Genomic DNA, 25,791 nt, shown 5'->3' with positions numbered 1-25,791 from the left:
ACGGGACCCCCACGAACGGCCCGCCCGGCGCGGCCGCCGACGTCGTCCTGAAGGCGTCCACCGGGGCGTGCGAGCAGCTTCGGAAGCGGTCGGGATCCGGTGCGCGGCCTTAAATACCCGGTCCGCCCGGGCCCCCGTGCGGGATGCTGGTCGTGAGCACAGGACAGGGGGCCGTGGTGTGACCTGGAAGCGTGTGAACGGGACGGGTGCGGCGGGCGCGAGCGCGGTGCTGGAAGTCGCCTGTGACGAGTCGGGGTCGGACGGCGAGAACCTCACCGGCGGGAACACGGATGTGTTCGCGCACGCGAGTGTGCGGCTGCCCACGGAATTCGCCGCCGCGCAATTGCGGGAGATACGGGACCGCATCCGCTCCCCCGCCGAGGAGTACAAGGCGAACCATCTCCTGCGGGAGAAACACCGCGCGGTGCTGGAATGGCTGCTCTCGCCGCCCGGCCCCCTGCACGGCCACGCCCATGTGCACCTCACGGAGAAGGCGTTCTACGTCGTCGACCGGGCGGTCGAACTGCTGCTGGGCGACGAGGCGCAGGCCGTGGCGCTGTACCGGGAGGGGCCGCGCACCTTCGGGGACGAGCGGTGGCGGGACTTCCTCGAAGCCGCCAACCAAATGCTGCGGGTGCGCTACGACGGCGATCCCGGCGCCCCCGTCGAGGCGTTCTTCCGCACGGTGGAATCCTTGGTGCGCGCGTATTCCGGCTCCCGCGCGGCGGTCATTCTGGAACAGCTCGCCGAGGCCCGCTCCCGGGCGGTTTCCTATCGCGCGCGCGTCACGAACAAACCGGGCCCGCTGATTCCCGTCCTCAATCCGCTGCTCCCCGCCGTCGTCCGCACGGCCGCGCACTGGAGCGCCGGCGGCCGGCCGGTGGTCCTCGTGCACGACCGGCAGAACATGCTGACGCCGGACCGCATCGCCTGGATCGAGGAGACGGCCCGCCTGCGCGGCGTCCGCCTGGCCGGGTTCCGGCTCGTCGTCGCCCGGGAGGATCCACGGGTGCAGCTGGCCGACTTCCTCGCCGGCATCGCCCGCAAGATCGCCTCCGACGAACTGAACGACCAGGGCGACCCGGTCCTCACCGCCCTGCTGCGCCCGTACGTCGGTGCGACGTCCGTCTGGGGCGACGTCCACAGCTGGGCACGGCTCGGCCCGACGGGCGAGGGCATGGGGGTCTCGACGGAGATGACGGCATGATCGTCGATCGGTGAACACGGCGGACCTCGGGCCCGTATGAAAAGAAGGGCGCTCAACGACCGGAGGGCCTCGCGGTGTTGGCACCGCACATTCGGGTTCGGGAGCCATGCATGAGGCACGTACGACGACGGACCGTCCGGCGAGTGACACGGCTGGCGGCCGTCGGCGGACTTCTCCTCGGGGGATTGATGGTCACGCAGGCCATGGCGAGTGAGACGCCCGGCGTCCCCGCCGTCCCGTTCAGTTCCGCGCAGACGGCGGGGAGCACCGGCGCGGAGTTGGTGTCCCGGCTCGGCACCTCCCGTACGGCGGGCAGTTGGGTCGACGCCGAGGGGCGGCCGGTCGTCGCCGTCACCGACGAGGAGACGGCCGCGGAGGTCCAGCGGGCGGGGGCTCGGGCCAAGGTCGTGGGGCACAGCATGAACGAGCTCAAGGCGGCCGCGGCGACGTTGCGTTCGGCGCCGCGGGTGCCAGGCACGGCGTGGGTGATGGACTACAAGACCAACCAGATCGTGGTGCAGGGCGACACCACCGTCTCCTCGGCCGACTGGTCGAAGATGACGCAGGTCGCGGCCGGCATCGGCAGCTTCGTCCGGATGGAGCGCAAGGAGGGCACCTTCACGACCCGCCTCAACGGTGCCGAGCCCATCCTGTCCACCGGCGGTCGCTGTTCGGCGGGCTTCAACGTGACGGACGGCCAGAGCGACTACATCCTCACGGCCGGGCACTGCGGCCCCACCGGCTCGATCTGGTTCGCGGACAACCGGGGCAACCAGCAGCTGGGCAAGACGGTCGGCGGCAGCTTTCCCCGAGACGACTTCTCCCTCGTCCAGTACAACGACGGCAAGGCCGGCAACGGCGCCGACGTCGTGTCCATCGGCAACGGCAAGGGCATCCGGATCACCGGCGCGAGCGATCCGGCCGTGGGACAGCGGGTGTTCCGCAGCGGCAGCACGAGCGGGCTCCGCGACGGCCAGGTGACCGGGCTCAACGCGACCGTGAACTATCCGGAGGGCACCGTCAGCGGGCTCATCGAGACGAACGTGTGCGCCGAACCCGGGGACAGCGGCGGGCCGATGTTCTCGGAGGGCATCGCGCTCGGGATCACCTCGGGCGGCAGCGGCGACTGCAAGACGGGCGGTACGACGTTCTTCCAGCCGGTGACGAAGGCGCTGGACGCGCTGCGGGTCAAGCTGATCGTGTCGGCGCCGGCCGGCGGGCAGGGCGCCGCGCCCTCCGGTGTTCCGGCGCCGTCCGCCTCGGCCACGCAGAGCGCGATCGCCCCGGGCGCGGCCTCACCGGGTTCGACGGCTCCGGTGACGGGCGGCGTGGGTGAGTCCCTCGCGGCCCGGATCATGGATCCCCGCAACGTGGGCCCCGGCCTGCTGGTCATCGCGGGCAGCCTGGTCGCGCTGGCCGCCACCCGCTTCATCCGCGCGGAGAAGGACCGCAACGCCTACCGCCGTCGCTACTCGGCGACCTGGAGCTGATCTCCGCGACACCCGTCCCCGCGCCCTCACCCTTATCCCAAGGTCAGCAGCACCGTGGCCACCGCCGCGCCCAGCAACCCCAGGGTCTGCCCCCGGGTGACCCGTTCGTGCAGCAGGACCAGTCCGAGGATCACGGGGAGAGCCGGATAAAGGGAAGCGAGCACGACCGCGACCGCCAACATCTGCTGTTGAGAGGCGAGTTGGAACAGTGTGAGGCCGAGCGCCGCCCCCGCTCCGACCGCCACCGCCCCCGCGCTCAGTGCCGCCGTGGTGCGGCGGGCGTGACGCGCGGCGGTCGGCAGCAGCACGAGTACGGCGGCGGCTCGTCCCGCCGCCAGCGGCCACAGCCCCGCGGCCGGGTCGGCCGGGGCGAGGGCCAGGTACTGCGCGGCGACCCCGAGGCCGGCGAGCAGACCGTCCCGCGTGCCGCCGCCTTCCCCGGCCCGACCGCCGCCGCCCTCCCCCGCCCGGCCGCCGGCGACCAGCCACAGCGCGGGCACCGTGAGGGCGATGCCGGTCCACGCGAGGCTTCCGGGGCGGTCGCCGAGAGCCACCCCGCACAGCACGGACAGCGCGACGGAGGTGACGGCGCTCACGGGCACGACCACGCTCATCGCGCCGTGGCTGAGGCCACGGTTGAGGAAGTGCATCGCCGCTCCGCTGCCGATGCCCGACAAGGCGCCCCACAGCAGATCGCCGGGGCGGACGGCCTCGGCGGGTATGAGAAGTGCGGCGAGGGAGGCAAGCACGAGCCCGCCCACCTGGCCGATGACAGTGACGGTCGTGAAGTGGGCTCGGCGGGACAGGAGTCCGCCGGCGAAGTCGACGATGCCGTGGACGACGGCCGAGGTCAGTGCGAGGAGGGCACCCATCCGCTACGCGGTGCCCAGGGACGGCGCTCCGATGCGGGCGGCGCTTCCGGCAGGGCGGCTGTCAGGCCGCCGTCACCGGATGAGGGGCCGCGGCGGCCCACTCCAGGACGAGGCGCTGATACTCCTCGCGCTGCTCGCCGGTCAGTGTCCCGCCCGACCGGAGCCACAGGGCCCGGATCTCCTCGTTGACCTCGGCAGCCGATCGATCGGAGACGGGTTCAACAGTGGTGGACATGGTGTGAATCTTACGGGGGCCGTAGTGAAGGCCGCGTGAGTAAAGGCCATTGATACGGACATATCAGACCGTGTTACTGATCACGTCCAACTGTCAACCCCCGCCATCCCGTTCATCATCGCCGCAGCTCAGGCCTCCGCCGCCCCCAGCACCAGCACCTGAATCGCCAGGACGGCGGCCCCGCGCGCCCAGTCGTGGAAGTCGGACACCTTCGTCTCCAACTCGACGGGAGCGGCCAGGGGATGGCGGTGGGAGCGGATGGTGTCCCGCACCACTTCGCCGGAGACGTCCATCAGGCCGACCCCCTCTCCGGCGAGGAGGATCTTCTGTGGCATCGCGAAGTTGGCGATCTGCGCCACCAGCGTGCCCAGGGCGCGGCCCGCCTCCTCGACCACCCGGGCCGGCATGGGCTCCCCCGCGGCGGCGAGGGCGAGGATCTCCTCGTAGGTGCGGTCGCGGCCGGTGGCGGCCTGGACCTGGTAGCGGATGTTGGGGATGGTCAGCAGCGAGACGGCGCTGCCGCGTTCTCCGTCGGGGGTGAGCGGGCCGTTGGGGTCGAGGATCCAGTGGCGGCCGAAGCCGCGGTCCTCCTCGGCGCAGGACACCCGCTTGCCGCCCAGCACCAGCCCGTAGCCGATGCCGGCGCCGATGGTGAGGACCACGAAGCGGTCGAGGCCGCGGCCGGCGCCGAACCAGGTCTCGGACTCGACCAGGGCGGCGACGTCGTTCTCGACGACCACAGGCAGCCCCGTGCGCTCCTCGACGAGCGCGGCGAGCGGCACGTCCCGCCACTGGAGGAAGGGCGACTCGGCGACCACGGCCCGGTCCTCGACGAGGCCGCCCACACCGATGCCGATACCGGCGAGCCTGGGGTGGGTCCCGGCCAGCTCCCGCGCCATCTCTCCCAGCACCTCGACGACCGCGTCCGGGTCGTGGGTGGTGAGGGGGCGGTCGTGCCGGGCGACGATGTCGCTGCGGAGGGTGGTGACGACGCCGTACACCATCTCCTCGGTGATCTTGAACCCGATGAAGGAGCCGGACTCGGCGACGACGGCCAGCGGCTGGGACGGGCGCCCCTGGCGCGCCTCCGCCGGAGTGCCTCCCTCGGGGACCTCGACGAGCAGCCCCGACTCGATGAGCGGCTTGGTGAGGCGGGTGAGGCTGCCCGCCGAGAGGTCCAGCCGTCGAGCGAGCTCGGTGCGCGAGAGGGGGCCGTGGACGAGCACCTCGATCGCCACCGAGCGTTCCCCTGGGCTCAGTGGCAGCCAACTGGCGGTACCTGTGGTCATGAGGGTCAGACTCCCACACGATTTCTTTCGTCAAGGAAGTAACCAGCTCACTTTAGACACGAAGAAACCGCCCGGCAAAGATGTTCGCACGACCCTTGACGCCTCGATTCTTTTGCCACAAAAGTAAGTGGCCGAGGACGAGCCGCCGCAGACGAGGGAGTCTCCCGATGACCGTCGCCTCCAGCAGCCCTCCGTCACGTCTCCCCCTGGACGGCGTCACGGAGGCACGGACCAAGCAGAGGACGCGCCGGGCGGGCGCCCGGGCGGGGCAGGGTGGTGACGGGCGGCTCGCCGCGGTCTTCATCGCCCCCGCCTTGCTGGGCTTCCTGGTCTTCCTCCTCTGGCCGACCCTGCGCGGCATCTATCTCAGCTTCACCCGCTTCAACCTGCTGACGCCCGCGGAGTGGGTGGGGCTGGACAACTACGTCCGGATGGTGCACGACCCGATCTTCTGGGACTCGCTGACGGTCACCGTCGAGTACGTGCTGATCAACATCGGGGTGCAGACGGTGTCCGCGCTCGCGATCGCCGTCCTGCTCCAGCGGCTGACCCAGTCGGCGGTGCTGCGCGGGATCGTGCTCACGCCGTATCTGATGTCGAACGTGGTCGCCGGCATCGTCTGGCTGTGGATCCTCGACACCCAGCTCGGCATCGGCAACGAGATCATCGCCGGGCTCGGCCTCGACCGCATCCCGTTCCTCGCCGACGAGACCTGGGCGATCCCGACGATCGCACTGATCAACGTGTGGCGGCACGTGGGCTATACCGCGCTGCTGCTCTTCGCCGGTCTCCAGGCCATCCCGAACGACATGTACGAGGCGGCCAAGGTGGACGGCGCGAGTGAGTGGCGGATGTTCTGGCGGATCACGATGCCACTGCTGCGACCCGTGCTCGCGGTCGTGCTGATCATGACGGTGATCGGTTCGTTCCAGGTGTTCGACACGGTCGCCGTCGCCACCCAGGGCGGCCCGGCCAACGCCACCAACGTGCTCCAGTACTACATCTACGGATCGGCCTTCGGCCGCTTCCAGTTCGGCTACGCGTCCGCGATGTCCGTGGCCCTGCTCGTCGTGCTGAGCGCGATCACCATTCTGCAGTACCGGCTCACCCGGGCCGGCCAGAGCGACCTCGGCTGACCCGGAAGGAGTCGACATGGCTGCTGTGACCGCCCCGACAACGCAGACGGGCGTACGGCCCGTACGCCGTCGTCTCTCCCCCGGCCGAATCGTGGCCTGGGTGGTGATGGCCGCGATCGTCCTCGTGACCCTGCTGCCGTTCTACTGGATCCTGCGCACCGCGCTGTCCACCAACACCGCGCTGGCCACCCACCCCGGCGACCCGCTGCCCGTCGACCTGACGGCCGGCGGCTTCGAACGGGCCCTGGGGCTGCAGTCGACGAAGGAGGCCATCGCCCAGGGCGGCTCCGGCGGCGGGCTGAAGTTCTGGCGCTACCTGATCAACTCCGTGGTCGTGTCCACCCTGATCACCGTCTGCCAGATCTTCTTCTCCGCCATGGCCGCCTACGCCTTCGCCCGGCTCAGGTGGCGCGGCCGGGACAAGGTGTTCGGCCTGTTCCTGGCCGGGCTGATGGTGCCCACGATCTTCACCCTGCTGCCGAACTTCGTACTTATCAAGCAACTCGGCCTGGTGGACAACCTGTTGGGCATCGCCTTGCCGACGATGTTCATGACGCCGTTCGCGGTGTTCTTCCTGCGGCAGTTCTTCATGAACGTCCCCCGCGAGGTCGAGGAGGCGGCGCTGCTCGACGGCGCCGGGAAGATCCGGATCTTCTTCCGGGTGATGCTGCCCATGGCATCCACCCCGGTGCTCACCCTTGGCGTCCTGACGTACATCACCGCCTGGAACGACTACTTCTGGCCGTTGATGGTGTCCTACAGCGACAGTTCGCGGGTGCTCACCGTGGCGCTGGCCATCTTCCGGGCACAGACCCCGCAGACCGGCTACGACTGGTCCGGCCTGATGGCGGCCACGCTCATCGCCGCCCTCCCGATGCTGGTGCTCTTCGGCTTCTTCGCGCGCCGCATCGTCAGCACCATCAGCTTCACCGGCATCAAGTAAGGGGACTGGCATGCGAATTCGTACGGTCGCAGCGATGACCGGGGCGCTGGCGCTGTCCCTCGTGGCCGGGTGTGCCCAGGGCGGCACAGCAGCGGGCGGCGGCACGGTGACGTACTGGCTGTGGGACGCCAACCAGCTGCCCGCCTACCAGGCCTGCGCGAAGGACTTCGAGAAGGAGAACCCCGGCCTGAAGGTGAAGATCACGCAGCTTGGCTGGGACGACTACTGGACCAAGCTCACCGCGAGCTTCATCGCGGGCACCCAGCCGGACGTCTTCACCGACCACATCCAGAAATTCGGCCAGTTCGCCGACCTCAAGGTGCTCGAACCCCTCGACGACCTGGGCATCGACGACTCGGCCTACCAGTCCGGGCTCGCCGCCAACTGGACGGGCCAGGACGGACACCGCTACGGAGCCCCGAAGGACTGGGACACCGTCGCCCTCTTCTACAACGAGAAGCTGGCCGATTCGGCCGGTCTCACCGCGGAGCAGCTCAACGACCTCTCCTGGAACCCGAAGGACGGCGGCACCTTCGAGAAGGCCATCGCCCACCTCACCGTCGACAGCAAGGGCAGGCGCGGCGACGAACCGGGCTTCGACAAGAAGCACGTGAAGACGTACGGCCTCGCGACCGGCGGCGGCGGGGACGGCGACGGCCAGACGACATGGAGCAACTTCGCCGCCTCCGCGGGCTGGAACTACACCGACAAGAAGCGGTGGGGCACCAAGTACCAGTACGACAGCAAGACCTTCCAGTCCGTGATCAAGTGGTACTTCGGACTGGCGAAGAAGGGCTACCTGGCCCCGCTCACGGACTACAGCGCGGGCGCCAACCCGGCCAACGCGCAAGTCGCCGCCGGCAAGGCCGCCACCGCCTTCGACGGCGCCTGGATGATCTCGACGTACTACGGCACCAAGGGGCTGAAGGTCGGAACCGCCTTCACCCCGGTCGGCCCCACCGGCAAGCGCGCCACGATGATGAACGGCCTCGCCGACTCCATCACCAAGAACGCCCACAACAAGGCCGGCGCGAAGAAGTGGGTGAAGTACCTGGCGTCCGACGCGTGCCAGAGGACGGTGGGGAGTTACGGCATCGTCTTCCCGGCCACGCCCGACGGCACGAACGCCGCCGTGGCCGCGTACAAGAAGAAGGGCATCGACGTCACGGCCTTCACCAAGCCGGTCGCCGACAAGAAGGACTTCACCACCTTCTCCTTCCCGATCACCAACTACGCGGCGGACATGTTCGCGCTGATGCACCCCGCCATGCAGGACATCTACGGCAACGGCAAGTCCGTGAGCAGCCTCGACCAGACCAACGACCAGATCAACCTGATCCTCTCGCAGTGATCACCCGACCAGTGAAGGGCACGCCCCCCATGACGTTCTCCCTCGGCATCGTCGGCGCCGGCCAGTTCTCCGGCCAGTTCGCCACGCTGTTCCAGGCCCATCCCGGCGTCAGCGACGTGTACGTCACCGATCTGCTGCCCGAACGCGCCGAGCAGCTGGCCTCCGCCCAGGGGCTGGCCGGCACCTTCCCCTCGTACGAGGCCATGCTGGAGTCGCCCGCGGTCGACGCGGTGGCGATCTTCACGCAGCGCTGGACGCACGGCCCGCTGGTCGTCCAGGGCCTGAACGCGGGCAAGCACGTGTACTCCGCGGTCCCCATGGCGATCACCGCCGAGGAGATCGCGGCGATCATCGAAGCGGTCAAGGCGACCGGTCTGACGTACATGATGGGCGAGACCAGCCAGTACAACCCGGCGACCGTGCACGCCCGCAACCAGATAGCCGAAGGCGCCTTCGGGCGGCTGTTCTACGCCGAGGGCGACTACGTCCACGACATGGACCTGGGGTTCTACGAGGCGTACCAGTACAGCGGCGGGGAGAACTGGAAGGCGACCGCCAGCTATCCGCCGCTGCTGTACCCGACGCACGCGGTGGGCGGGGTGCTGGGGGCCTGGCAGACGCACGCGGTGAGCGTGTCGGCGATCGGGGTCGAGGACGACCGGGGCGACGGTGTCTTCGACAAGGAGGTCAGCCAGTTCGGCAACGATGTCTCCAACGCCACCGCGCTGTTCGAGGTGGCGGGCGGCGGCTCGTTCCGTACGAACGAGTTCCGGCGGGTCGGCTACCCGTCCCACATCCGCGAGTCGCGTTTCCGGTTCTTCGGGACGGAGGCGAGCATGGAGCAGCTCGCGACGGTGGCGCTGTGGCAGGACAAGAAGGGGGTGCAGGACATCAGTGAGCTGCTCGAGCCCAAGCCGAGCATGGCTCCTGACGACCCGTCACTCCAGCACATCGCGCCGGACCTGCGGGCCGCCTTCACGTCCGGTTCGGCGCCGGTGCACGACCGGGCGCGGCTGCCGCGGGAGTTCGACCACCTGCACAACGGGCACGAGGGCAGCCATCACTTCCTGGTCGACGACTTCGTGACCGCGGTCAACACCCGCACCCTGCCGTCGGTGAACGCGTGGGTCGCCGCCCGCTACACCCTGCCGGGCATCGTCGCGCACGAGTCCGCTCGGCAGGGCGGGGTACGGCTGGAGATCCTGGACTTCGGGGACGCGCCCGAGCTGTGACGCCCTAGGTGTGAGGCGGGGGCCGGGCGCCTGTGCGGTATCAGGTGCCCGGCTTGCGGCCGTACACGAAGACGTCGTCGTTGACCCTCAGCAGCGACCAGTACTTCTTCGCGGCGGTCTTCGTCATATTGACGCAGCCGTGGGAACCGGGCGGGTTCCACATGCTGACGCCGACCGAGTGGAAGGCCTGCCCGCCGTCGAAGAACTGGCTGTACGGCATGGGCACGTGGTAGACGCTCGACACGTGGTCCTTGTGCCGCCAGTAGATCTTCTTGAGGCCGGTGCGGGTCTCGTACTTGTCGCGGCCCGTGCGCACCGGCACCGGTCCGTAGACGAGCCTGCTGCCGTCCTGGATCCAGCTCAGCTGGAGGGTCAGGTTGACGCAGGCGATGCGACCCTTGTTCGTCGGGCACTTGCCGTCCCGGTTGGGGTTGTTGCCGACGGCCTTCTGCTTGTTCATGAGGTCCATCACGCCCCAGGTGACGGGTCCCGCGTAGCCGATGTTCGGCGTGATGCCGTGCTTGTTCTGGAATGCCCGGATCGCCGTGCAGTCGGCGGCCGACTGTCTGCCGTCGACCGGGCGCCCCAGGAACTTCTCCACCTGCTTCTGGTACGGGCCGGCCTGCGTGGTGCAGCTTCCGGCCGCCTGCGCGGGCGCGGCGCCCAGCGCGATGGTGAGCGGTGCGACCAGTCCGGTGATGCCGAGTGCGACGGCACTTCGTCTGCGTATGTCCCCCATGTCGGGCCCTTCGTCCTCCGTGAATGCTGCGGTCTCTTGCACCTAGACCCGTGTACGGGGATGTCGGTTGTAATCCTGTCCGGGCTGTGACGAAACGGTGAACTTACTGTCCGGTGAGGCAAGCGCGCAAGAGGGCGACGGCTCGGGTGAGGACGTCCGGGGTCGCCGTGAACGGCAGGCGCAGGTGCTGGGTGAGCGTGGCGCCGTCGGCGGCGAAGAGCGGGCCCGGTGTCAGGGCGAGGCCGCGCCGGGCCGCCCGGGCCGCCAGTTCCGTGGCCGACGGGGTCGGGCCGAGGCGGAGCCACAGCGACAGTCCGCCGCCGGGGATCGTGTACGTCCACCCGGTCCCGTCGAGGAGCCCGGCGAGGTGGTCGCGCTGGGCACGCAGGCGCCGGCGGCGGTCGGCGAGCACGGCGTCGAGTCCGTCCCCCAGCAGCTCGGCGGCGATGAGCTGTTCCAGGGGCGGCGGCGAGAGCTGGGGCTGGAGGGGGTTGCGTCGCAGGTGGCGTACGAGGTCGGCACGTGCCCGGATCCAGCCGACGCGCAGGCCGCTCCAGAGGATCTTGCTGGCGGAACCGATCTGGATCACGCCGGGTCCGGCCAGGTGGGGTTCGGTGCCGGGCGGGGTCCTGAGGTCGAGGTCGCGCATGGTCTCGTCGGCGATCACGGGCAGCTGGAGGCGGGCGATCTCCGCACGGGTCGCCGCGCTCATGTGGGCGCCGGTGGGGTTCTGGAAGTCCGGGATCAGATAGAGGAGTTGGGGGTTGCGGCGGCGCACCGCGGCCGTGAGGTGGTCGGTGTCCCAGCCGTCCGTCGCCGTCACGGGTATCGGGAGCAGGCGGGCGCGGCGGCCGCGCAGGACGGCCAGGGCGCCGGGGTAGGTGGGGCTTTCCACCGCGACGGGTCGTCGGGGGTCGGTGTGGAGGTGGTCGACGAGCAGGGTGAGCGCGGCCTGGGCGCCGGAGGTGACGAGGATCTGCTCCGGGCGCGTCGGCAGGCCGGCGCGGGTGTAGCGGTCGGCGAGGAGGTCGCGCAGGCGTGGCAGGCCCGCCGTGGCGACGCCGGAGTCCACGAGCAGGGCGGCGCTGCGTCGGGCCGCGCGGTCCAGGGCGGCGAGGTAGGCGTCGTGCGGGGCGGCCGTGACGGCGAGGGTGAGGTCGAGGTCGGCGTCGCCCGCTCCGCCACGGTCGAGGGACCAGGGGGTGGTGCGTTCGGTGAGACGGGCGGGCAGGCGTACGACGCTGCCGCTGCCGTGCCGGGTGTGCAGCCAGCCGTCGTCCCGCAGCCGGGTCAGGGCGGTCACGACGGTGCCCCGGCTGAGCCCCAGGGTCCGGGCGAGTTCCCGCTCGGACGGCAGCCGGGTCCCGGCGGGCAGGCGGCCGTCGACGACCGCCTCGCGGACGGCCGCGGACAGGGCGTGGGCCAGCGGTGCCTTCCGGTCGCGCCAGGCGCCGAGCGCGGCGGCGAAGCCTGTTTCCATGGGTCCACTTTCTCTGGTCCAGTTCCTCTCTATTGGACCAGGTGCCGACCGGGGGCACTCGCCTAGGCTCCCGGCATGCACCGCACACTCGCCGACGACCTGTCCCGGCTTCCCGAACTCCTTCAGTCCGCCCGTGACCTGGCCGCCCGTGAGGCGACGGGCCTCGCGGAACGTACCGTGGTCCGGTTCGACGAGGCGCCCGGCCGCGACCCCCTGCCCGCCGAGGGATCCGGCGGGCAGGGCGCCCTCGCGCGGTTCGCCGAGCGGTGGGCGCCGGGCTTCTCCGGTTCCGCGGGCCCGCGCTACCTCGGCTTCGTCACGGGCGGCGCCACACCCGCCTCGGTCGCCGGGGACTGGCTGACCAGCGCCTACGACCAGAACGTGTCCGGTTCGGGCGGGTCGTGGGCGGCCGCGCTGGAGCGGGAGACGGTGGTCTGGCTGCGGGAGCTGTTCGGCCTGGGCGAGGAGCACTCCGGGGCGTTCGTGACCGGTGCGACCGTGTCCAACACGGTGGGCCTGGCGGTCGCCCGCGAGTGGCTGGGCGAGCGGCTCGGTGTGGACGTCTCGCGGGAGGGCGCCGCCGCCCTCGGCCCGGTCGACGTGCTGTCCGGCAGCCCGCACTCCAGCATCACCAAGGCGATGTCCGTGCTCGGCATCGGGCGGGACCGGCTGCGCCGTGTGCCGGTGTTGCCCGGCAACCGCGAGGCCGTCGACGTGCCCGCGCTGGAGGACGCCCTGGCCGCGCTGGAGGGGCGGCCGGCGATCGTGGTGGCGAACGCGGGCACGGTGAACACGGTCGACTTCGACGATCTGCGGGCGGTCGCGGCCCTGAAGGAGCGGTACGACTTCTGGCTGCACGTGGACGCCGCGTTCGGTGGCTTCGCCGCGCTCTCCCCCGCGTACGCGCATCTCGTCGACGGGCTCGACGCCGCGGACTCGGTCTGCGTCGACCTGCACAAGTGGCTCAACGTGCCCTACGACGCGGCCGTCCAGTTCACCCGCCGCCGCGACCTCCAGGTACGGGTCTTCCACAACGCCTCGCCCTACCTCGGCCTGCCCACCGGCGACCCCGACTTCCTGCACCTCACCCCGGAGAACTCCCGGCGACTGCGCGCCCTGCCCGCCTGGTTCTCCCTGGTCGCGTACGGCAGGGCCGGCCACCGCGAGATCGTCGAGCGCAACATCGCCCTCGCCGGGCGGCTCGGCGAGCACCTGACCGCGCTGGACGGCCTGCGCCTGCTGGCGCCGGTCCGCCTCAACGTCGTCTGCTTCACCCTCGCCGAGAACCCGACGGAGGAACGCGTGGACGCCCTGGCCCGCACGGTCGCCTCCTCCGGCGAGACGTTCCTGACGCCGACGGTGTACGGCGGGGTCCCGGCGCTGCGGGCGGCGTTCAGCAACTGGCGGACGTCGGAGGCGGACGTGGAGCGGGTCCTGACGGCCTTGGCCGCGGCGCGTGTGCGCTGACGCCGCGGTGGCGCCCGGGCCGGGCGCCACCGTGCGTCCATGTCGGTCTTCCCGCGGCGGACCGGACCTCAGCGGTACCCGGTCGTGTCCGCAGGCTTCCCCGGGTCCTGGACCTCGACGAGGTACCGCCAGGCGTCCGGGCTGCTGCCGTCGAGGTCGGTGAAGCCGTACTCACGGGCGAGGCCGCCGCTGGAGAGGGACCGGCCGTTGAAGCGGTCCACGCCGGGGTCGGCGGCGAGCGCGGCGACGGCGCGACCGACGTAGCGGGGCGTCTCGGAGATGGCGAAGTGCGGGACGCGGTCGAGGGCGTCGCGCCAGTTCTCCTCGCGCACCCCGAAGTGCTCCAGCATCATCTCCGAGCGCAGCCAGCCGGGGGTGAGCGCGACGGCGGTGGCGCCGCGCGGGCCGAGTTCGTGACCGAGGGAGAAGGCCATGCGCAGCACGGACGTCTTGGCGAGGTCGTAGAAGAGGTTGTTGCGGTAGGTGCCGCGGTTGTACTCGGCGGTGCCGTCGGTCATCTCCACCACCAGGCCGCCGGGGTGGCGCAGCAGCAGGGGCAGGGCGTGGTGGCTGGTGATCGCGTGGGTGTCGATCGCGAGCCGGAGCAGGCGGAGCCCGTTGTCGAGGTCGTGCTCCCAGACGGGGACGTCGAACTCGAAGAGCTTCTCACCGCCCCAGATGTCGTTGACGAGGACGTCGAGGCGGCCCTGCTCGTGGGCGACGCGGTCGACGAGGGCGCGGACCTGCGCCGGATCGAGGTGGTCGGTGGGGACGGCGATGCCCGCACCGCCGGCCTCGGTGACCAGGTCGGCGGTGTCCTCGATGGTCTCGGGGCGGTCGTACTCGGAGCGCTGCTCCCGGGTGCTGCGTCCGGTGACGTACACGGTGGCCCCGGCCGCCCCGAGTTCCACCGCGATCCCCCGCCCGGCGCCCCGTGTCGCTCCGGCGACGAGCGCGACCCTGCCCTGCAGTGGCCCTGACATGTCCGGCCTCCCGTTCTCCTGGTTTCCCGAGTGCTGTCGCCTTCGAGGCTGACGGGAAAGCCGGACATCTTCTGTCGCCCTTTACGCGGGAATCGCTTTGTGCGGAGGAGTCACTCGGACGGCCTGTGTCCTGCGCCGTCAGTGTCCCCGGGCGATCCACTCCTGTAGCTGCGGGGCCTCGGCGCCGATGGTGGTGGAGTCGCCGTGGCCGGTGAGGACCTGCGTCTCGGGCGGCAGGGTGAGCAGGCGGTCCCGGATCGAGTCGATGATCGTCGGGAAGTGGGAGAAGGAGCGGCCGGTGGCGCCGGGGCCGCCCTGGAAGAGGGTGTCGCCGGTGAACACCGTGCCCAGGCCGGGGTCGTACAGGCAGACCGCTCCGGGGGCGTGGCCGGGGGTGTGCAGGACCCGCAGGTCGGCGCCGGCGGCCTCGATCACCTGGCCGTCGAGCAGCCACGCGTCGGGGTCCCGGTCGGGGTGGGTCTGCTTCCACAGCGGCAGGTCGTCGTGGTGCAGCCAGATGGTGGCCCCGGTGCGGTCGGCTAGGGCGGGGGCGGCGTCGATGTGGTCGTTGTGGGCGTGGGTGCACACGATCGCGGTCAGCCGCCGGTCCCCGACCGCCTCAACGATCGCGTCTGCGTCGTGGGCGGCGTCGATCACGATCACCTCGTGGTCGTCCCCCACGATCCACACGTTGTTCTCCACGTCCCAGGTGCCGCCGTCGAGGCTGAACTGCCCGGCGGTGACGAGGCGTTCGATGCGCGCGGCCATCACAGCACCACCACCGAACGCAGCACGTCCCCGTGGTGCATCCGCTCGAACGCCTTCTCCACCTCGTCGAGCTGGATCGTCTCGGTCACGAACGCGCCCAGGTCCAGGCGGCCCTGCAGATGCAGGTCGATCAGCATCGGGAAGTCCCGGCTGGGCAGACAGTCGCCGTACCAGGACGACTTCAGGGCGCCGCCGCGGCCGAACACGTCCAGGAGCGGGAGTTCGAGCTTCATCTCAGGGGTCGGTACGCCGACCAGGACGACGGTGCCCGCCAGGTCGCGGGCGTAGAAGGCCTGCCGGTAGGTCTCCGGGCGGCCGACCGCCTCGATCACCACGTCCGCGCCGAACCCGCCCGTCAGCTCACGGATCGCCTCCACCGGGTCCGTCTCACGCGAGTTGACCGTGTGGGTGGCGCCCATCGTGCGAGCGGTCTCGAGCTTGCGGTCGTCGATGTCGACGGCGATGATCCGCGCCGCGCCCGCCAGGTTCGACCCCGCGATCGCCGCGTCCCCGACACCACCGCAGCCGATGACCGCGACGGTGTCACCCCGGCCCACGTTGCCGGTGTTGATCGCCGCGCCGATACCGGCCATCACCCCGCAGCCCAGCAGCCCCGCCACCTGCGGAGCCACCGACGGATCGACCTTGGTGCACTGGCCGGCAGCGACCAGCGTCTTCTCCGCGAACGCGCCGATCCCCAGCGCCGGGGACAACTCCTGGCCCGTCGAGGCCAGCGTCATCTTCTGCTTCGCGTTGTGCGTGTCGAAGCAGTACCAGGGCCGCCCGCGCAGACACGCCCGGCACTGCCCGCACACCGCACGCCAGTTCAGGACCACGAAGTCACCCGGCGCGACATCGCTGACGCCCTCGCCGACCGACTCCACCACCCCGGCCGCCTCGTGCCCGAGCAGAAAGGGGAACTCGTCGTTGATCCCGCCCTGCTTGTAGTGCAGGTCCGTGTGACAGACCCCGCAGGCCTGAATCCGCACCACGGCCTCGCCCGGCCCCGGGTCCGGGACCACGATCGTCTCGACGCGTACCGGTTCGTCCTTCCCCGGTGCGATCACGCCGCGCACTTCCTGCGCCATGGTGCTGCCCCTTTCATACGGCGGCTCTGCCTCTCCCTCCCGACCCTAGACGTAACTGATCAGTAACGGCGCCTGAGCCCACGACATACCCTTGCCGGTACCTCGACCAAGGAGCACCGTGACCATCGCAGAGACGGAGACCGGCGCGCCCCCGTGGCGACTGCTGCTCGGCTATGTACGGCCGCACCGATGGACCCTGCTGCTGGGCGCGGTGCTCTCCCTGCTCACCGGGGTCACCGGGCTGCTGCTGCCGCTGGTGGCGCGGGGCCTGATCGACGACCTGGGGCACGACCGTGCCATCACCGCTGCGCTGCTCACCATGTCGGGTCTCGTCGTCGCCAACGCGGCGCTGGGGGCGCTGGGTTCGTACGTGCTGCGGCGCACCGCCGAGTCGGTGGTGCTCGGCGCGCGGCGCGCGTTGTCGTCGTACCTGCTGCGCCTGCGGATCACGGCCGTCGACCGCAGCGAGCCGGGCGATCTGATGGCGCGCGTCACCTCCGACACGACCCTCCTGCGCGAGGTCACCACGGACTCGCTGGTGGGTCTGGGCACGGGCGGGCTCACGCTCGTCGCGACGGTGGTGATGATGGGGCTCGTGGAGCCCGTGCTGCTCGGGGTCACCCTGGCCGTGATCGCGGGCGCGGGTGTGATCCTCGGTCTCATCGTGCCGCGCATCAACCGGGCGAGCCGGCGGGCGCAGGACGCGGTCGGCGTGATGGGCGCCTCGCTGGAGCGGGTGCTGGGCGCGCTGCGCACGGTGAAGGCGTCCGGCGCCGAGCACCGGGAGGAGCGGACGCTGCACGGCGCGGCCGAGGAGTCGTGGCGGCAGAGCGTCAGCGCCGCCAAGTGGTCGGCGGCCGCGGGCAACACGGCGGGACTGGCGATGCAGGTCGCCTTCATCACCGTGCTCGCGGTGGGCGGGGCGCGGGTGGCGACCGACGCCATCGACGTCGGCACGCTGGTCGCCTTCCTGCTGTACGTCTTCTACCTCATGTCGCCGATCCAGCAGGTGGTCGGCGCGATCACCCAGTACCAGACGGGCTCCGCGGCCCTCACCCGTATACAGGAGGCGCTGAACCTGCCCGCCGAACCCCCGGCCGGTGCCGTCGAGTTGCCGTCGGCCGACGCGCCTCCGGCCTCCCTCGCCTTCACCGACGTGCGTTTCCGGTACGCCGACGACCTGCCGTACGTGCACCACGGTGTGACGTTCGAGGTGCCGGCCCGCGGTATGACGGCGTTCGTCGGCCCGTCCGGCGCGGGGAAGACCACCGTGTTCTCCCTCATCGAGCGGTTCTACGATCCCGAGGCGGGGTCGATCACGCTGGACGGCCGGGACGTCACCGACTGGGAGCTGCACCGGCTGCGTGCCGCCATCGGCTACGTGGAGCAGGACGCCCCCGTGCTGTCCGGCTCGCTGCGCGACAACCTGCTGCTCGGCAACCCCGGGGCGGACGAGGGCACACTCACGCGTGTGCTGAAGACGACCCGCCTCGACGGGCTGGTCGCCCGGCTGCCGCAGGGGGTCGACACGCTGGTCGGGCACCGCGGCACCAAGCTGTCGGGCGGCGAACGGCAGCGCGTGGCCATAGCCCGCGCCCTGCTGCGCCGGCCCCGGCTGCTGCTGCTCGACGAGGCCACCTCGCAGTTGGACGCGGTGAACGAGGCGGCGCTGCGCGACACGGTCGCGGATGTCGCCCGTACGACGACGGTGCTGGTCGTCGCCCACCGCCTGTCCACGGTGACGATGGCCGACCGGATCGTCGTCATGGACGCGGGCCGGGTCCGCGCGGTGGGGACGCATCGTGAGCTGGTGACCGGCGATCCGCTGTACGCGGAGCTGGCGGCCACCCAGTTCCTCGCCACCGCGGAGTGAGCGTCCGGGGCGTAGGGTGACCGGTTCAGCTCGTGGACGCGGCCCAGGGGCGGCGAGGCCCGTGACCCCGGCGGACAGGGGTGGCGGGCGCCGGGCTGCTGCGCTTGCCGAGGCGGTTGCGGCGGAGGAGTCTCGAAGGTGAGGCCGAGACGGCCCGTCGTCCCCGCGGGCCGCGGGCCTTGCGAGGAGGTCATCATGGGCACAGCGGCAAGCTCCACCTTCGACCGCCAGACCCTGCGCAGGGCCCTCGAAGGCGATGCGCAAACGCTTCTGTCGCTCTACGCGGACGACGCGGAACTGCACATCGTGGACCGCAACACCCAGCCCAGCCGCCCCCGTGTCCTGCACGGACGCGGCGAGATCGGCGAAATGCTCAACGACGTCTACAGCCGCGACCTGTCGCACAAGCTGGAGGAGTGCATCGTGCAGGGCGACCGCGCCGCCTTCAGCGAGTCCTGTCAGTACTCGGACGGTGTGCGGGTCCTCGCCGAGTCGATGGTCACCCTGCGGGACGGCAAGATCGTCGAGCAGACCATGATCCAGGCCTGGGACGAGTAGGGAGGAACACCGCGTGTCCCGCCGACCCCGGGGCCGGCGGGACACGTCGTCAGGGACGGACCGTCACGTCAGCGTCCACTTCTGGTTGTCGCCGCCGTTGCAGGCCCACAGCACCATCTGGGTGCCGTTGGCCGTGGCCGCGCCGTTGGCGTCGAGGCAGAGACCGGCGTTGACGTTGGTGAGGGTGCCGTCGCTGTTCACGTTCCACTTCTGGTTGTTCTGGCCGTTGCAGTCCCAGATGACGACCTTGGTGCCGTTGGTGGTGCCCTGGTTGTAGGCGTCCAGGCACTTGTTGCCGTACACCACGAGCTCCTTGCGGGAGGTGTACGTCCAGACCTGGTTCTGGCCGCCGTTGCAGTCCCACAGCTCGGCCTGGGTGCCGTTGGTGATGGTGTTGTCGAAGATGTCGAGGCAGCGGCCGGACTGCTTGCCGACGGCGAGGGTGCCGTTCGCGCCGGGCAGGGGCTTGACCGTGATGTCGGCGAGCGTCGGGGCGTTGGTGAAGGTCAGCGTGTTCGCCGAGCCCTTGGACAGGGAGACCAGCAGGGAGATCGTGCCCTGCGCGGAGCCGGTCGGCGGGAAGGAGACCGTGGTCGCCGTCTGGCCGTTGACCTTCAGGGTCGCGGTACGGGCCGCGGAGGAGGTGTTGGTGTAGGCGACGTCGACGACCTTCAGGCCGGTGTTCCCGGCCACCACGCCGGAGAAGCCCGACGTGCCCGCGTAGGTGCTGCCCGAGGCCTCGGTACCGCCGGTGACGGTGAGCATCACCGAGCCGCCGGCCGGGACGTTGGCGGTGTAGCTCGTGCCGAACGATCCGACGTCGGCGCGGGCCCACAGGTCACGGACGGTCGCGGAGGCGTTCGTCAGGCCCAGGTCGGACCAACGGACGGTGATGTCCCGGGCGGAGGAGGTGCGGTTGAGCAGGACGACCGCGCGCTTGCCGGTGCCGGACAGGACCTTGCCGTACACCTGCGCCCCGCTGGTGTCCTCGGCGACCTTGACCCCCTGGAGACCCCGCGGGTCCTGGTCGACCGCGACGACCTCGGGGTTCTTCAGGATGTTCGCGGTCTCGGTGGTCATCGTGCTCAGGTCGTTCCCGGCGAGGAGCGGGGCGCCGGAGATCGCCCAGAGGTTCATGTGGGTGCGGTTCTGGGCGGCGGTGAAGCCGTCCATGCCGACCATCAGCATGTCGGGGTCGTTGTAGTAGCCGGTGTGCTGGGCGGTGGGGTGCAGGCCCTGGTCGTAGTTGGACAGCAGGTTCGTCATCGACGGCTTGTTGCCGTAGAAGATGATGTCGGTGCTGGTCCGGAACATCGAGCCGAGGCCCGGGGCCCAGTTCCAGGTGTTCTGGTAGCCCCAGTTGCACAGGGAGAGGGTGAGCGGGCGGCCGGTGGTGGCCGTCGCCCGGGCGACCGCGTCGCTGATCGACTTGTACGTCGTCGCCGCGTCGAGCTTCTCCGCGTCGCCGCCGCACCAGTCGACCTTCACGAAGTCGAAGCCCCACTGGGAGAACTGGAGCATGTCCTGGTCGTAGTGGCCCTCGCTGCCGCTGCCCGGCGCGGCGGGGCGGCCGGTCGGGAAGTAGTAGCCGCAGCCGTCCTTGCCCGCGTCGGTGTAGATCCCGGCCTTGAGGCCCTTGCTGTGGATGTAGTCGGCGATGGCGCTCATGCCGCCGGGCCACTCCGACTGGTCGACGGTGATGTTGCCCGCGCTGTCACGGGTGCCCTGCCACCAGCCCTCGTCGATGTTGATGTACTTGTACCCGGCCGCGGGCAGGCCCGCCGCGACGAAGGCGTCGACCTGCTTCTTGATGACGTTGTAGTCGATCTTCGCGGCGAAGCTGTTCCAGGACGCCCAGCCCATGGGGGCGGTGGGCACGGGGATCTGCCGCGAGGTGGCGGCCTGTGCCGCGCCCGGCTGCGCGAAGAGGAGCGCGGCGGTCGCGGTCAGTGCCAGCGCGAGGGCGCGGACGGCGGCGTCTCTCCAGCGCCGGACCGGGTGCGGGCGGGGTGGGGGGTACATGCGCGGCTCCTTAGTACGGCAGGGCATGCGACTCGAAACGTTCGTGATCTCGAACAAGGATCGACTTTCCGAACGCGTCGCGGGCCGAAAGTAGAGCCACGCGCGGGCGAAGTCAACGGATGTGACAGGCGTGAATTGGCTGTATTCCATGGGTCGTTCCACCACGGCCGCCCGCGCCACGGCCATACTGTCCGTCGTGCGAGTGGCGATCATGACGGCAGGCTCCCGGGGTGACGTGGCCCCCTACACCGGGCTCGGGCACGCGCTGTCGTGTGCGGGGCATGAGGTCACCCTGGTGACACACTCCCGTTTCGAACCGCTGGTGGCGGGCTCGGGCCTGGGTTTCCACGCGCTGCCCGTGGATCCCCGGGCCGAGCTGGAGTCCTCACGCGGGCGGGGGCTGCACCGCAGTGCGAGCGGCGTGGGCAAGCTGGCCCGGGTGGTCGAGATGGCCCGGTCGTTGGTCGGGCGGATGACCGACGACCTCGTGACCGCGGCCCGCGCCAGCGACGTGCTGCTGCTTTCCGCCTCTCTCGCTCCCCTGGGGCACACCATCGCCGAGGGCCTGCGCCTGCCGAGCGTCGGGGTCTACCTGCAACCCCGCCACCCCACACGGGAGTTCGCGCCGCCCGTCCTCGGCACCGTCTCCTTGGGATCCGTCGGCAACCGGCTCGCCGCGCACAGTGTGGATCTGGCCGTGGAGCGGGTCTTCGCCCAGGCCGTCCCGGCGGTACGGGCCCGCCTGGGGCTGCCCCGCTCCCGTCGCCCCGGCGCCGCACGGCGGGCACGCGAACGGCAGGGCTGGCCGGTGCTGCACGGCTTCAGCCCTCTCGTAGTGCCCCGGCCGCACGACTGGCGTGCGGGACTCGACATCACCGGCTACTGGTGGCCGTACGACCGTGAGACCCAACTCCCCCCGCACGTACGGGACTTCCTGGACGCGGGGCCCGCTCCGGTCTTCGTCGGCCTGGGCAGCGCGACCGTGCCCGACGCACGGCGGCTCAGCAGCGACGTCGTACGCGCCTTGCGCCGGGCCGGACTGCGCGGGGTGGTCCAGCGGGGCTGGGCCGGCCTGGAGGCCTCCGGAGACGACATCCTCACGATCGACGAGGTGCCGCACTCCCTGCTCTTCCCGGAGATGGCCGCCGTGGTCCACCACTGCGGCGCGGGCACCACGGCGGCTGGCCTGCGCGCCGGCGTCCCGGCGGTCCCGGTCCCGATCCAGTTCGACGAGGGCTTCTGGGGCGCCCGCCTGGTCGCCCTGGGCGTGGCGCCCCGTGCCGTCCCCCTGCGCCGGCTGACCGCCGACACCCTGGCCTCGGCGCTGGTCCGGGCGACCCACGAGACAGGGTTCCGGCAGCGGGCGCAGGCGTTGGGCGCGCGGGTGCGCGGGGAGGACGGGGCGGGTCCGGTGGTGGCCGCGGTGAGCGCCTTCCACCGGTGAGGGCCCACGCCCCCGAACGACGGGCCCTGACCAAGGGCGTCATCCCGCGCCATCCAGTGCCCCCTCCTCCTCCCACCCCACCGGCCGCAGAATCCCCAGCAACTGACGCACCAGTTCCTGGACCACCTCGTCCAGCGTCGCGTCCACCCAGCCCGCGCTCCAGTCGTGCAGGAGGCCGTTGACGCTGCCGATGAAGGCGGCGGCGGGCAGGCGGTAGTCGCGGGTGACCGCTTCTCCGCGCTCGGCGGCGGACGTGGCCTCGGCGCGGATGAGGTCGACCCAGCGGGCGCGACGGGCCAGTCGCTGTTCCTCCAGGCGGGGGCTGACGCCGATGATCTCGACGAAGGTGATGCGGATGCGGCGGGGGTCGGCGGTGACGTTGGCGGCGTAGGCGCGGAAGATCGCGGTGACGCGGTCGGCGAGGGGCAGGTCCTGGGCGGCGGCGAACGCGGTCAGGACGGCCGCTTCCGCCCAGTCGTTGACCTGGAGGTGCAGGGCGGCCAGGACGTCTTCGAGGGTGCGGAACTCCTCGTAGAACTGCCGCGTCGACAGGCCCGCCGTCTCGCTGAGCGCGGCGACGGTGGTGCCGCGGTAGCCGGGGGTGTCGCCGAACAGCTGGAGCGCCGCGTCGAGGAACCTGCGGCGCCGCTCGGCCTGCCGCTCCTCGGCGGTCTTGCCTCCGTACCGGCCCTTCGGCGCTCTGAGTCTGCCCGTCACTGACCCCACCCTCCGTAGTCGACCCGAACTCCGGCTCCCCTCCGCCAATTTTGTCGTGTACGCAGTCTTGTGGCGAAGGGGCTCCCTTCCTTACTTTCCAGTAAGTACAGTCTGAATGCATCGGTATTCAGATTCGCACCGCCCACTCGGCATGCCCCCCAGCCAGAGGAGAGAGCACTCATGCCTGCCTTCAGAACCAGGCACCTTTGCTCCGTAGCCGCCGCCCTCGTCCTGACCGTCACCGCCCCCGCGACCGCCGCGACAGCGGTCGGCGCCGCCTCCGGCTCCGGCTCCGCCGCGCTGCGCGAGGTGATGTTCGTCGGGAACAACTGGGACGGCACCGCGGACGTCATCAAGTCGACCGGCGACTTCGCGAAGATCGGCCGGATCAATGTGATTCCCGACAAGGACCAGCGGATGGCGGAGATCAACGCCGACCCCATCTGGTGGATCGCCTTCATGACCATCCGCAACTCGGTCGGCGAGGGCCACGACCAGTTCGTGGACGACATGTACTCCACGCCGGACGGGAAGTCGGTCGTCGTCTCCCGGCCGAGCTTCGGCGACGTCGTCTCCATCGACCTCGCCACGGGTGCCGTCAACTGGCGATTCCGCGTGTCGGGCTACCGCTCCGACCACATGGCCGTCTCCCCCGACGGCACCCGGGTCGCGGTCTCCGCGTCGACCGCCAACACCGTGCACGTCCTGGACATCAACACCGGCAAGCAGCTGGGGTCGTTCGCGACCGGCGACAAGCCGCACGAGAACATCTTCTCCAAGGACGGCAAGACCATCTGGAACATGGCCATCGGCGACGTCAACACCGCGCTGGACGCGCCCTGGCTGGACTGGACGAAGGGCGACCGGCGCGTCACTGTCGTCGACGCGACCACGTTCAAGCAGGTCAAGACCGTCGACATGCGGCAGCGGCTGGACGCGATCGGTCTGAAGGACTACTCGGACGCGGTCCGTCCCGCCGTGTTCTCACCCGACGAGTCCAAGCTGTACTTCCAGGTCTCGTTCTTCAACGGCTTCTTCGAGTACGACATCGCCACCGACAAGATCACGCGGACGAAGACCCTGCCGAAGAACCCGTCCACCAGCGACGACCGGACGACCTTCGTCAACGACTCGCGCCACCACGGGCTTTCGATGAAGCCGGACGGCACGAAACTGTGTGTCGCGGGCACGATGGACGACTACGCGACCGTCGTCGACCGCGCCACCCTCCAGGAGGGCCCGCTCGTCCCCGCCTCCAAGCCCTACTGGGCCACGGTCAGCGGCGACGGCAAGAGCTGCGTCATCTCCGAGAGCGGCGCCGACCAGGTCACGGCCATCGACTTCACCACCGGCAAGAAGACGGTGTCCGTCCCGGTGGGCGACCACCCGCAGCGGGTCCGGCTGGGCCATGTGGCCGCGGACTGGACGAGCCCGGCGTCCTGACCCTCGCCGATGGCGGTTCGGCGGCCTCCGTAAGGCAGCCGGCCGCCATCGGCGCGTGACACCCTCATCTGCCGCGGGTGGCTCGGGGAACGCCCTCGGGCATCCCGAAACGCTCAGCCGCTCGAGTAGCCGCTGACATGCAGAAGCCGGAAGCCCTGGCCGACGAGGTCGTTGAAGGTCTGCTGGTACTGGCTCGCGGTCAGGCCGTGGCGGGCCTGGAACGGCGCTCCGCCGCCTTGCTCGAAGATGGCGGTGAACCGTTCGCCGCCGCCGGCGCTCAGGTAACCGTTGACGTCCACCGGCCGGAAGCCCTGGCCGACGAGGTCGTTGAAGGTCTGCTGGTACTGGCTCACGGTCAGACCGTGGCGGGCCTGGAACGCCGGTCCGCCACGTTGTTCGAAGATCGCTGCGAACAGGTCCACGCCGCCGTTGGAGTAGCCGCTGACGTGCACGGGCCGGAAGCCCTGGCCGACGAGGTCGTTGAAGGTCTGCTGGTACTGGCTCGCGGTCAGACCGTGGCGGGCCTGGAACGGCGCTCCGCCGCCTTGCTCGAAGATGGCGGTGAACCGTTCGCCGCCGCCGGCGCTCAGGTAACCGTTGACGTCCACCGGCCGGAAGCCCTGACCGACGAGGTCGTTGAAGGTCTGCTGGTACTGGCTCGCGGTCAGACCGTGGCGGGCCTGGAACGCCGGTCCGCTCCGTTGCTCGAAGATCGCTGCGAACAGGTCCAGGCCGCCGCTGGAGTAGCCGCTGACGTCCACGGGCCGGAAGCCCTGGCCGACGAGGTCGTTGAACCTCTGCTGGTACTGCCCGGAGGTCAGGCCGTGCATCGCGTGGAACGAGGGCCCAGGGGACTGCTCCCAGATCGCGGCGAAGCGCTGCATGTCGAGCGCCCTCAGCGCACCCGCGACCGTGGCGGCGCCGGCGGTACGTTCCTCTTCGCTGATGTCCCGGAGGTCGTCGCGGATTTCGAAGGTGACGTCCGAGCCGTCGCCGCCGTCCTCGATGTGCAGCACCGTGGAGCCGAGTTCGGTTGTCACCACGGCTGCGGGGGCAGCGCCCTCGGGCTGGGGGGCCTGATCGGTGGAGGAGCCGCCCCAGTGAACGCTTACTTCACCCGCGCGTGCGCCGTCGGGGTCCTCCAGCTGGTAGACGACCTGTCCTCCGGCTCCGGTTGCGCGTTCGTCGGCCTGGAACTCCCACTCCCCCCTGTCGCTGATGAGTTCAGGCGGACTCGAGGTCCACTCACCGCGATCGAGGCGCATCGCCGTGCGCCTGAGCTTCAGGTCCCGGCGGCCCGAACCTCTTGTCAGCGTGGCGTGGTTGTTGAGCGTGACATGCGTCGATCTGGTGGCCATCGCGCTCCCCTTCCAGGGGAATTGTCATCCAATTTCCGATATTCCCACGCTACGCGCCGTCGCCTCACCCTGCCTGACGATGACACCATGTCACCG

The 25,791-nt window shown here is 70.6% G+C and carries 22 protein-coding genes; 11 read left to right on the top strand and 11 right to left on the bottom strand.

Annotated features, from left to right (window positions below; genetic code table 11):
- Positions 1 to 178: 178 nt before the first annotated feature.
- Positions 179 to 1,207, top strand: a complete 1,029-nt coding sequence (locus tag ACGFNV_RS05930) for a hypothetical protein (protein ID WP_393619670.1) — start codon at positions 179 to 181, stop codon at positions 1,205 to 1,207.
- Positions 1,208 to 1,317: 110 nt separating this feature from the next.
- Entirely contained in the window at positions 1,318 to 2,697 is a 1,380-nt protein-coding gene (locus tag ACGFNV_RS05925; protein ID WP_393619669.1) for a S1 family peptidase, read from the top strand.
- A gap of 32 nt (positions 2,698 to 2,729) precedes the next feature.
- Here ACGFNV_RS05925 and ACGFNV_RS05920 read toward each other — a convergent pair whose 3' ends face one another.
- From ACGFNV_RS05920 to ACGFNV_RS05910, 3 genes are all read right to left on the bottom strand, one after another.
- Complete coding sequence (locus ACGFNV_RS05920) at positions 2,730 to 3,569, bottom strand: EamA family transporter (RefSeq protein WP_393619667.1); 840 nt, start codon at positions 3,567 to 3,569, stop codon at positions 2,730 to 2,732.
- A 61-nt stretch (positions 3,570 to 3,630) separates the two neighbouring features.
- A complete protein-coding gene (locus tag ACGFNV_RS05915; protein WP_133925111.1) occupies positions 3,631 to 3,804 on the bottom strand; it encodes a hypothetical protein in 174 nt (57 codons plus the stop codon).
- Between the two features lie 128 nt (positions 3,805 to 3,932).
- Positions 3,933 to 5,093: an ROK family protein gene (locus tag ACGFNV_RS05910; protein WP_393619665.1), complete on the bottom strand. Its 1,161-nt coding sequence runs from the start codon at positions 5,091 to 5,093 to the stop codon at positions 3,933 to 3,935.
- A 167-nt stretch (positions 5,094 to 5,260) separates the two neighbouring features.
- On the opposite strand from ACGFNV_RS05910, the gene ACGFNV_RS05905 reads away from it, so the two are divergent.
- Genes ACGFNV_RS05905 through ACGFNV_RS05890 form a run of 4 tightly spaced genes read left to right on the top strand, consistent with a single transcriptional unit; the run spans position 5,261 to position 9,755 of the window.
- Positions 5,261 to 6,229, top strand: a complete 969-nt coding sequence (locus ACGFNV_RS05905) for a carbohydrate ABC transporter permease (protein ID WP_393619663.1) — start codon at positions 5,261 to 5,263, stop codon at positions 6,227 to 6,229.
- 16 nt (positions 6,230 to 6,245) lie between these two features.
- Positions 6,246 to 7,172, top strand: a complete 927-nt coding sequence (locus ACGFNV_RS05900; protein WP_393619661.1) for a carbohydrate ABC transporter permease — start codon at positions 6,246 to 6,248, stop codon at positions 7,170 to 7,172.
- Between the two features lie 10 nt (positions 7,173 to 7,182).
- Positions 7,183 to 8,523 (top strand): ABC transporter substrate-binding protein, encoded by a 1,341-nt coding sequence (locus ACGFNV_RS05895; protein ID WP_393619660.1) that lies wholly within the window; start codon positions 7,183 to 7,185, stop codon positions 8,521 to 8,523.
- A gap of 29 nt (positions 8,524 to 8,552) precedes the next feature.
- Complete coding sequence (locus ACGFNV_RS05890; RefSeq protein WP_393620044.1) at positions 8,553 to 9,755, top strand: Gfo/Idh/MocA family protein; 1,203 nt, start codon at positions 8,553 to 8,555, stop codon at positions 9,753 to 9,755.
- Positions 9,756 to 9,795: 40 nt separating this feature from the next.
- On the opposite strand, the gene ACGFNV_RS05885 is transcribed toward ACGFNV_RS05890, so the two are convergent.
- Both ACGFNV_RS05885 and ACGFNV_RS05880 read right to left on the bottom strand, forming a co-directional pair.
- Positions 9,796 to 10,494, bottom strand: coding sequence for a L,D-transpeptidase family protein (locus ACGFNV_RS05885; protein ID WP_393619658.1), 699 nt, complete (start codon positions 10,492 to 10,494; stop codon positions 9,796 to 9,798).
- Positions 10,495 to 10,597: 103 nt separating this feature from the next.
- Complete coding sequence (locus tag ACGFNV_RS05880) at positions 10,598 to 11,974, bottom strand: PLP-dependent aminotransferase family protein (protein ID WP_393619657.1); 1,377 nt, start codon at positions 11,972 to 11,974, stop codon at positions 10,598 to 10,600.
- Positions 11,975 to 12,049: 75 nt separating this feature from the next.
- Here ACGFNV_RS05880 and ACGFNV_RS05875 point away from each other — a divergent pair, with 75 nt between their 5' ends.
- The gene (locus ACGFNV_RS05875; protein ID WP_393619655.1) at positions 12,050 to 13,441 is read left to right on the top strand and encodes a pyridoxal phosphate-dependent decarboxylase family protein; all 1,392 of its coding nucleotides are present in this window, start codon (positions 12,050 to 12,052) and stop codon (positions 13,439 to 13,441) included.
- 68 nt (positions 13,442 to 13,509) lie between these two features.
- Here ACGFNV_RS05875 and ACGFNV_RS05870 read toward each other — a convergent pair whose 3' ends face one another.
- From ACGFNV_RS05870 to ACGFNV_RS05860, 3 genes are all read right to left on the bottom strand, one after another.
- Positions 13,510 to 14,424 carry an SDR family oxidoreductase gene (locus tag ACGFNV_RS05870; protein ID WP_393619653.1) on the bottom strand — a complete coding sequence of 305 codons (915 nt, stop codon included), beginning with the start codon at positions 14,422 to 14,424 and terminating at the stop codon, positions 13,510 to 13,512.
- Between the two features lie 138 nt (positions 14,425 to 14,562).
- Entirely contained in the window at positions 14,563 to 15,192 is a 630-nt protein-coding gene (locus ACGFNV_RS05865; RefSeq protein ID WP_393619651.1) for an MBL fold metallo-hydrolase, read from the bottom strand.
- Positions 15,192 to 16,280: an S-(hydroxymethyl)mycothiol dehydrogenase gene (locus ACGFNV_RS05860; RefSeq protein ID WP_393619650.1), complete on the bottom strand. Its 1,089-nt coding sequence runs from the start codon at positions 16,278 to 16,280 to the stop codon at positions 15,192 to 15,194. Before ACGFNV_RS05860 ends, ACGFNV_RS05865 begins: the two co-directional genes overlap by 1 nt.
- A gap of 118 nt (positions 16,281 to 16,398) precedes the next feature.
- On the opposite strand from ACGFNV_RS05860, the gene ACGFNV_RS05855 reads away from it, so the two are divergent.
- Positions 16,399 to 18,153, top strand: coding sequence for an ABC transporter ATP-binding protein (locus ACGFNV_RS05855; RefSeq protein WP_393619648.1), 1,755 nt, complete (start codon positions 16,399 to 16,401; stop codon positions 18,151 to 18,153).
- Between the two features lie 195 nt (positions 18,154 to 18,348).
- Positions 18,349 to 18,711, top strand: coding sequence for a nuclear transport factor 2 family protein (locus ACGFNV_RS05850; RefSeq protein ID WP_393619647.1), 363 nt, complete (start codon positions 18,349 to 18,351; stop codon positions 18,709 to 18,711).
- Positions 18,712 to 18,774: 63 nt separating this feature from the next.
- Here the strand turns inward: ACGFNV_RS05850 and ACGFNV_RS05845 are convergent, their stop codons facing one another.
- The gene (locus tag ACGFNV_RS05845; protein ID WP_393619645.1) at positions 18,775 to 20,733 is read right to left on the bottom strand and encodes a ricin-type beta-trefoil lectin domain protein; all 1,959 of its coding nucleotides are present in this window, start codon (positions 20,731 to 20,733) and stop codon (positions 18,775 to 18,777) included.
- A 211-nt stretch (positions 20,734 to 20,944) separates the two neighbouring features.
- On the opposite strand from ACGFNV_RS05845, the gene ACGFNV_RS05840 reads away from it, so the two are divergent.
- Positions 20,945 to 22,177 carry a glycosyltransferase gene (locus ACGFNV_RS05840; protein WP_393620043.1) on the top strand — a complete coding sequence of 411 codons (1,233 nt, stop codon included), beginning with the start codon at positions 20,945 to 20,947 and terminating at the stop codon, positions 22,175 to 22,177.
- Positions 22,178 to 22,216: 39 nt separating this feature from the next.
- On the opposite strand, the gene ACGFNV_RS05835 is transcribed toward ACGFNV_RS05840, so the two are convergent.
- A complete protein-coding gene (locus ACGFNV_RS05835; RefSeq protein ID WP_393619644.1) occupies positions 22,217 to 22,894 on the bottom strand; it encodes a TetR/AcrR family transcriptional regulator in 678 nt (225 codons plus the stop codon).
- A gap of 180 nt (positions 22,895 to 23,074) precedes the next feature.
- Here ACGFNV_RS05835 and ACGFNV_RS05830 point away from each other — a divergent pair, with 180 nt between their 5' ends.
- The gene (locus ACGFNV_RS05830; RefSeq protein ID WP_393619643.1) at positions 23,075 to 24,337 is read left to right on the top strand and encodes a YncE family protein; all 1,263 of its coding nucleotides are present in this window, start codon (positions 23,075 to 23,077) and stop codon (positions 24,335 to 24,337) included.
- A gap of 113 nt (positions 24,338 to 24,450) precedes the next feature.
- On the opposite strand, the gene ACGFNV_RS05825 is transcribed toward ACGFNV_RS05830, so the two are convergent.
- Complete coding sequence (locus tag ACGFNV_RS05825) at positions 24,451 to 25,695, bottom strand: hypothetical protein (protein WP_393619642.1); 1,245 nt, start codon at positions 25,693 to 25,695, stop codon at positions 24,451 to 24,453.
- Between the last annotated feature and the right edge of the window lie 96 nt (positions 25,696 to 25,791).

The organism is Streptomyces sp. NPDC048751, from assembly GCF_043198595.1.
Taxonomy (GTDB): Bacteria; Actinomycetota; Actinomycetes; order Streptomycetales; family Streptomycetaceae; genus Streptomyces.
This window is presented reverse-complemented; position numbering and strand designations above follow the sequence as displayed.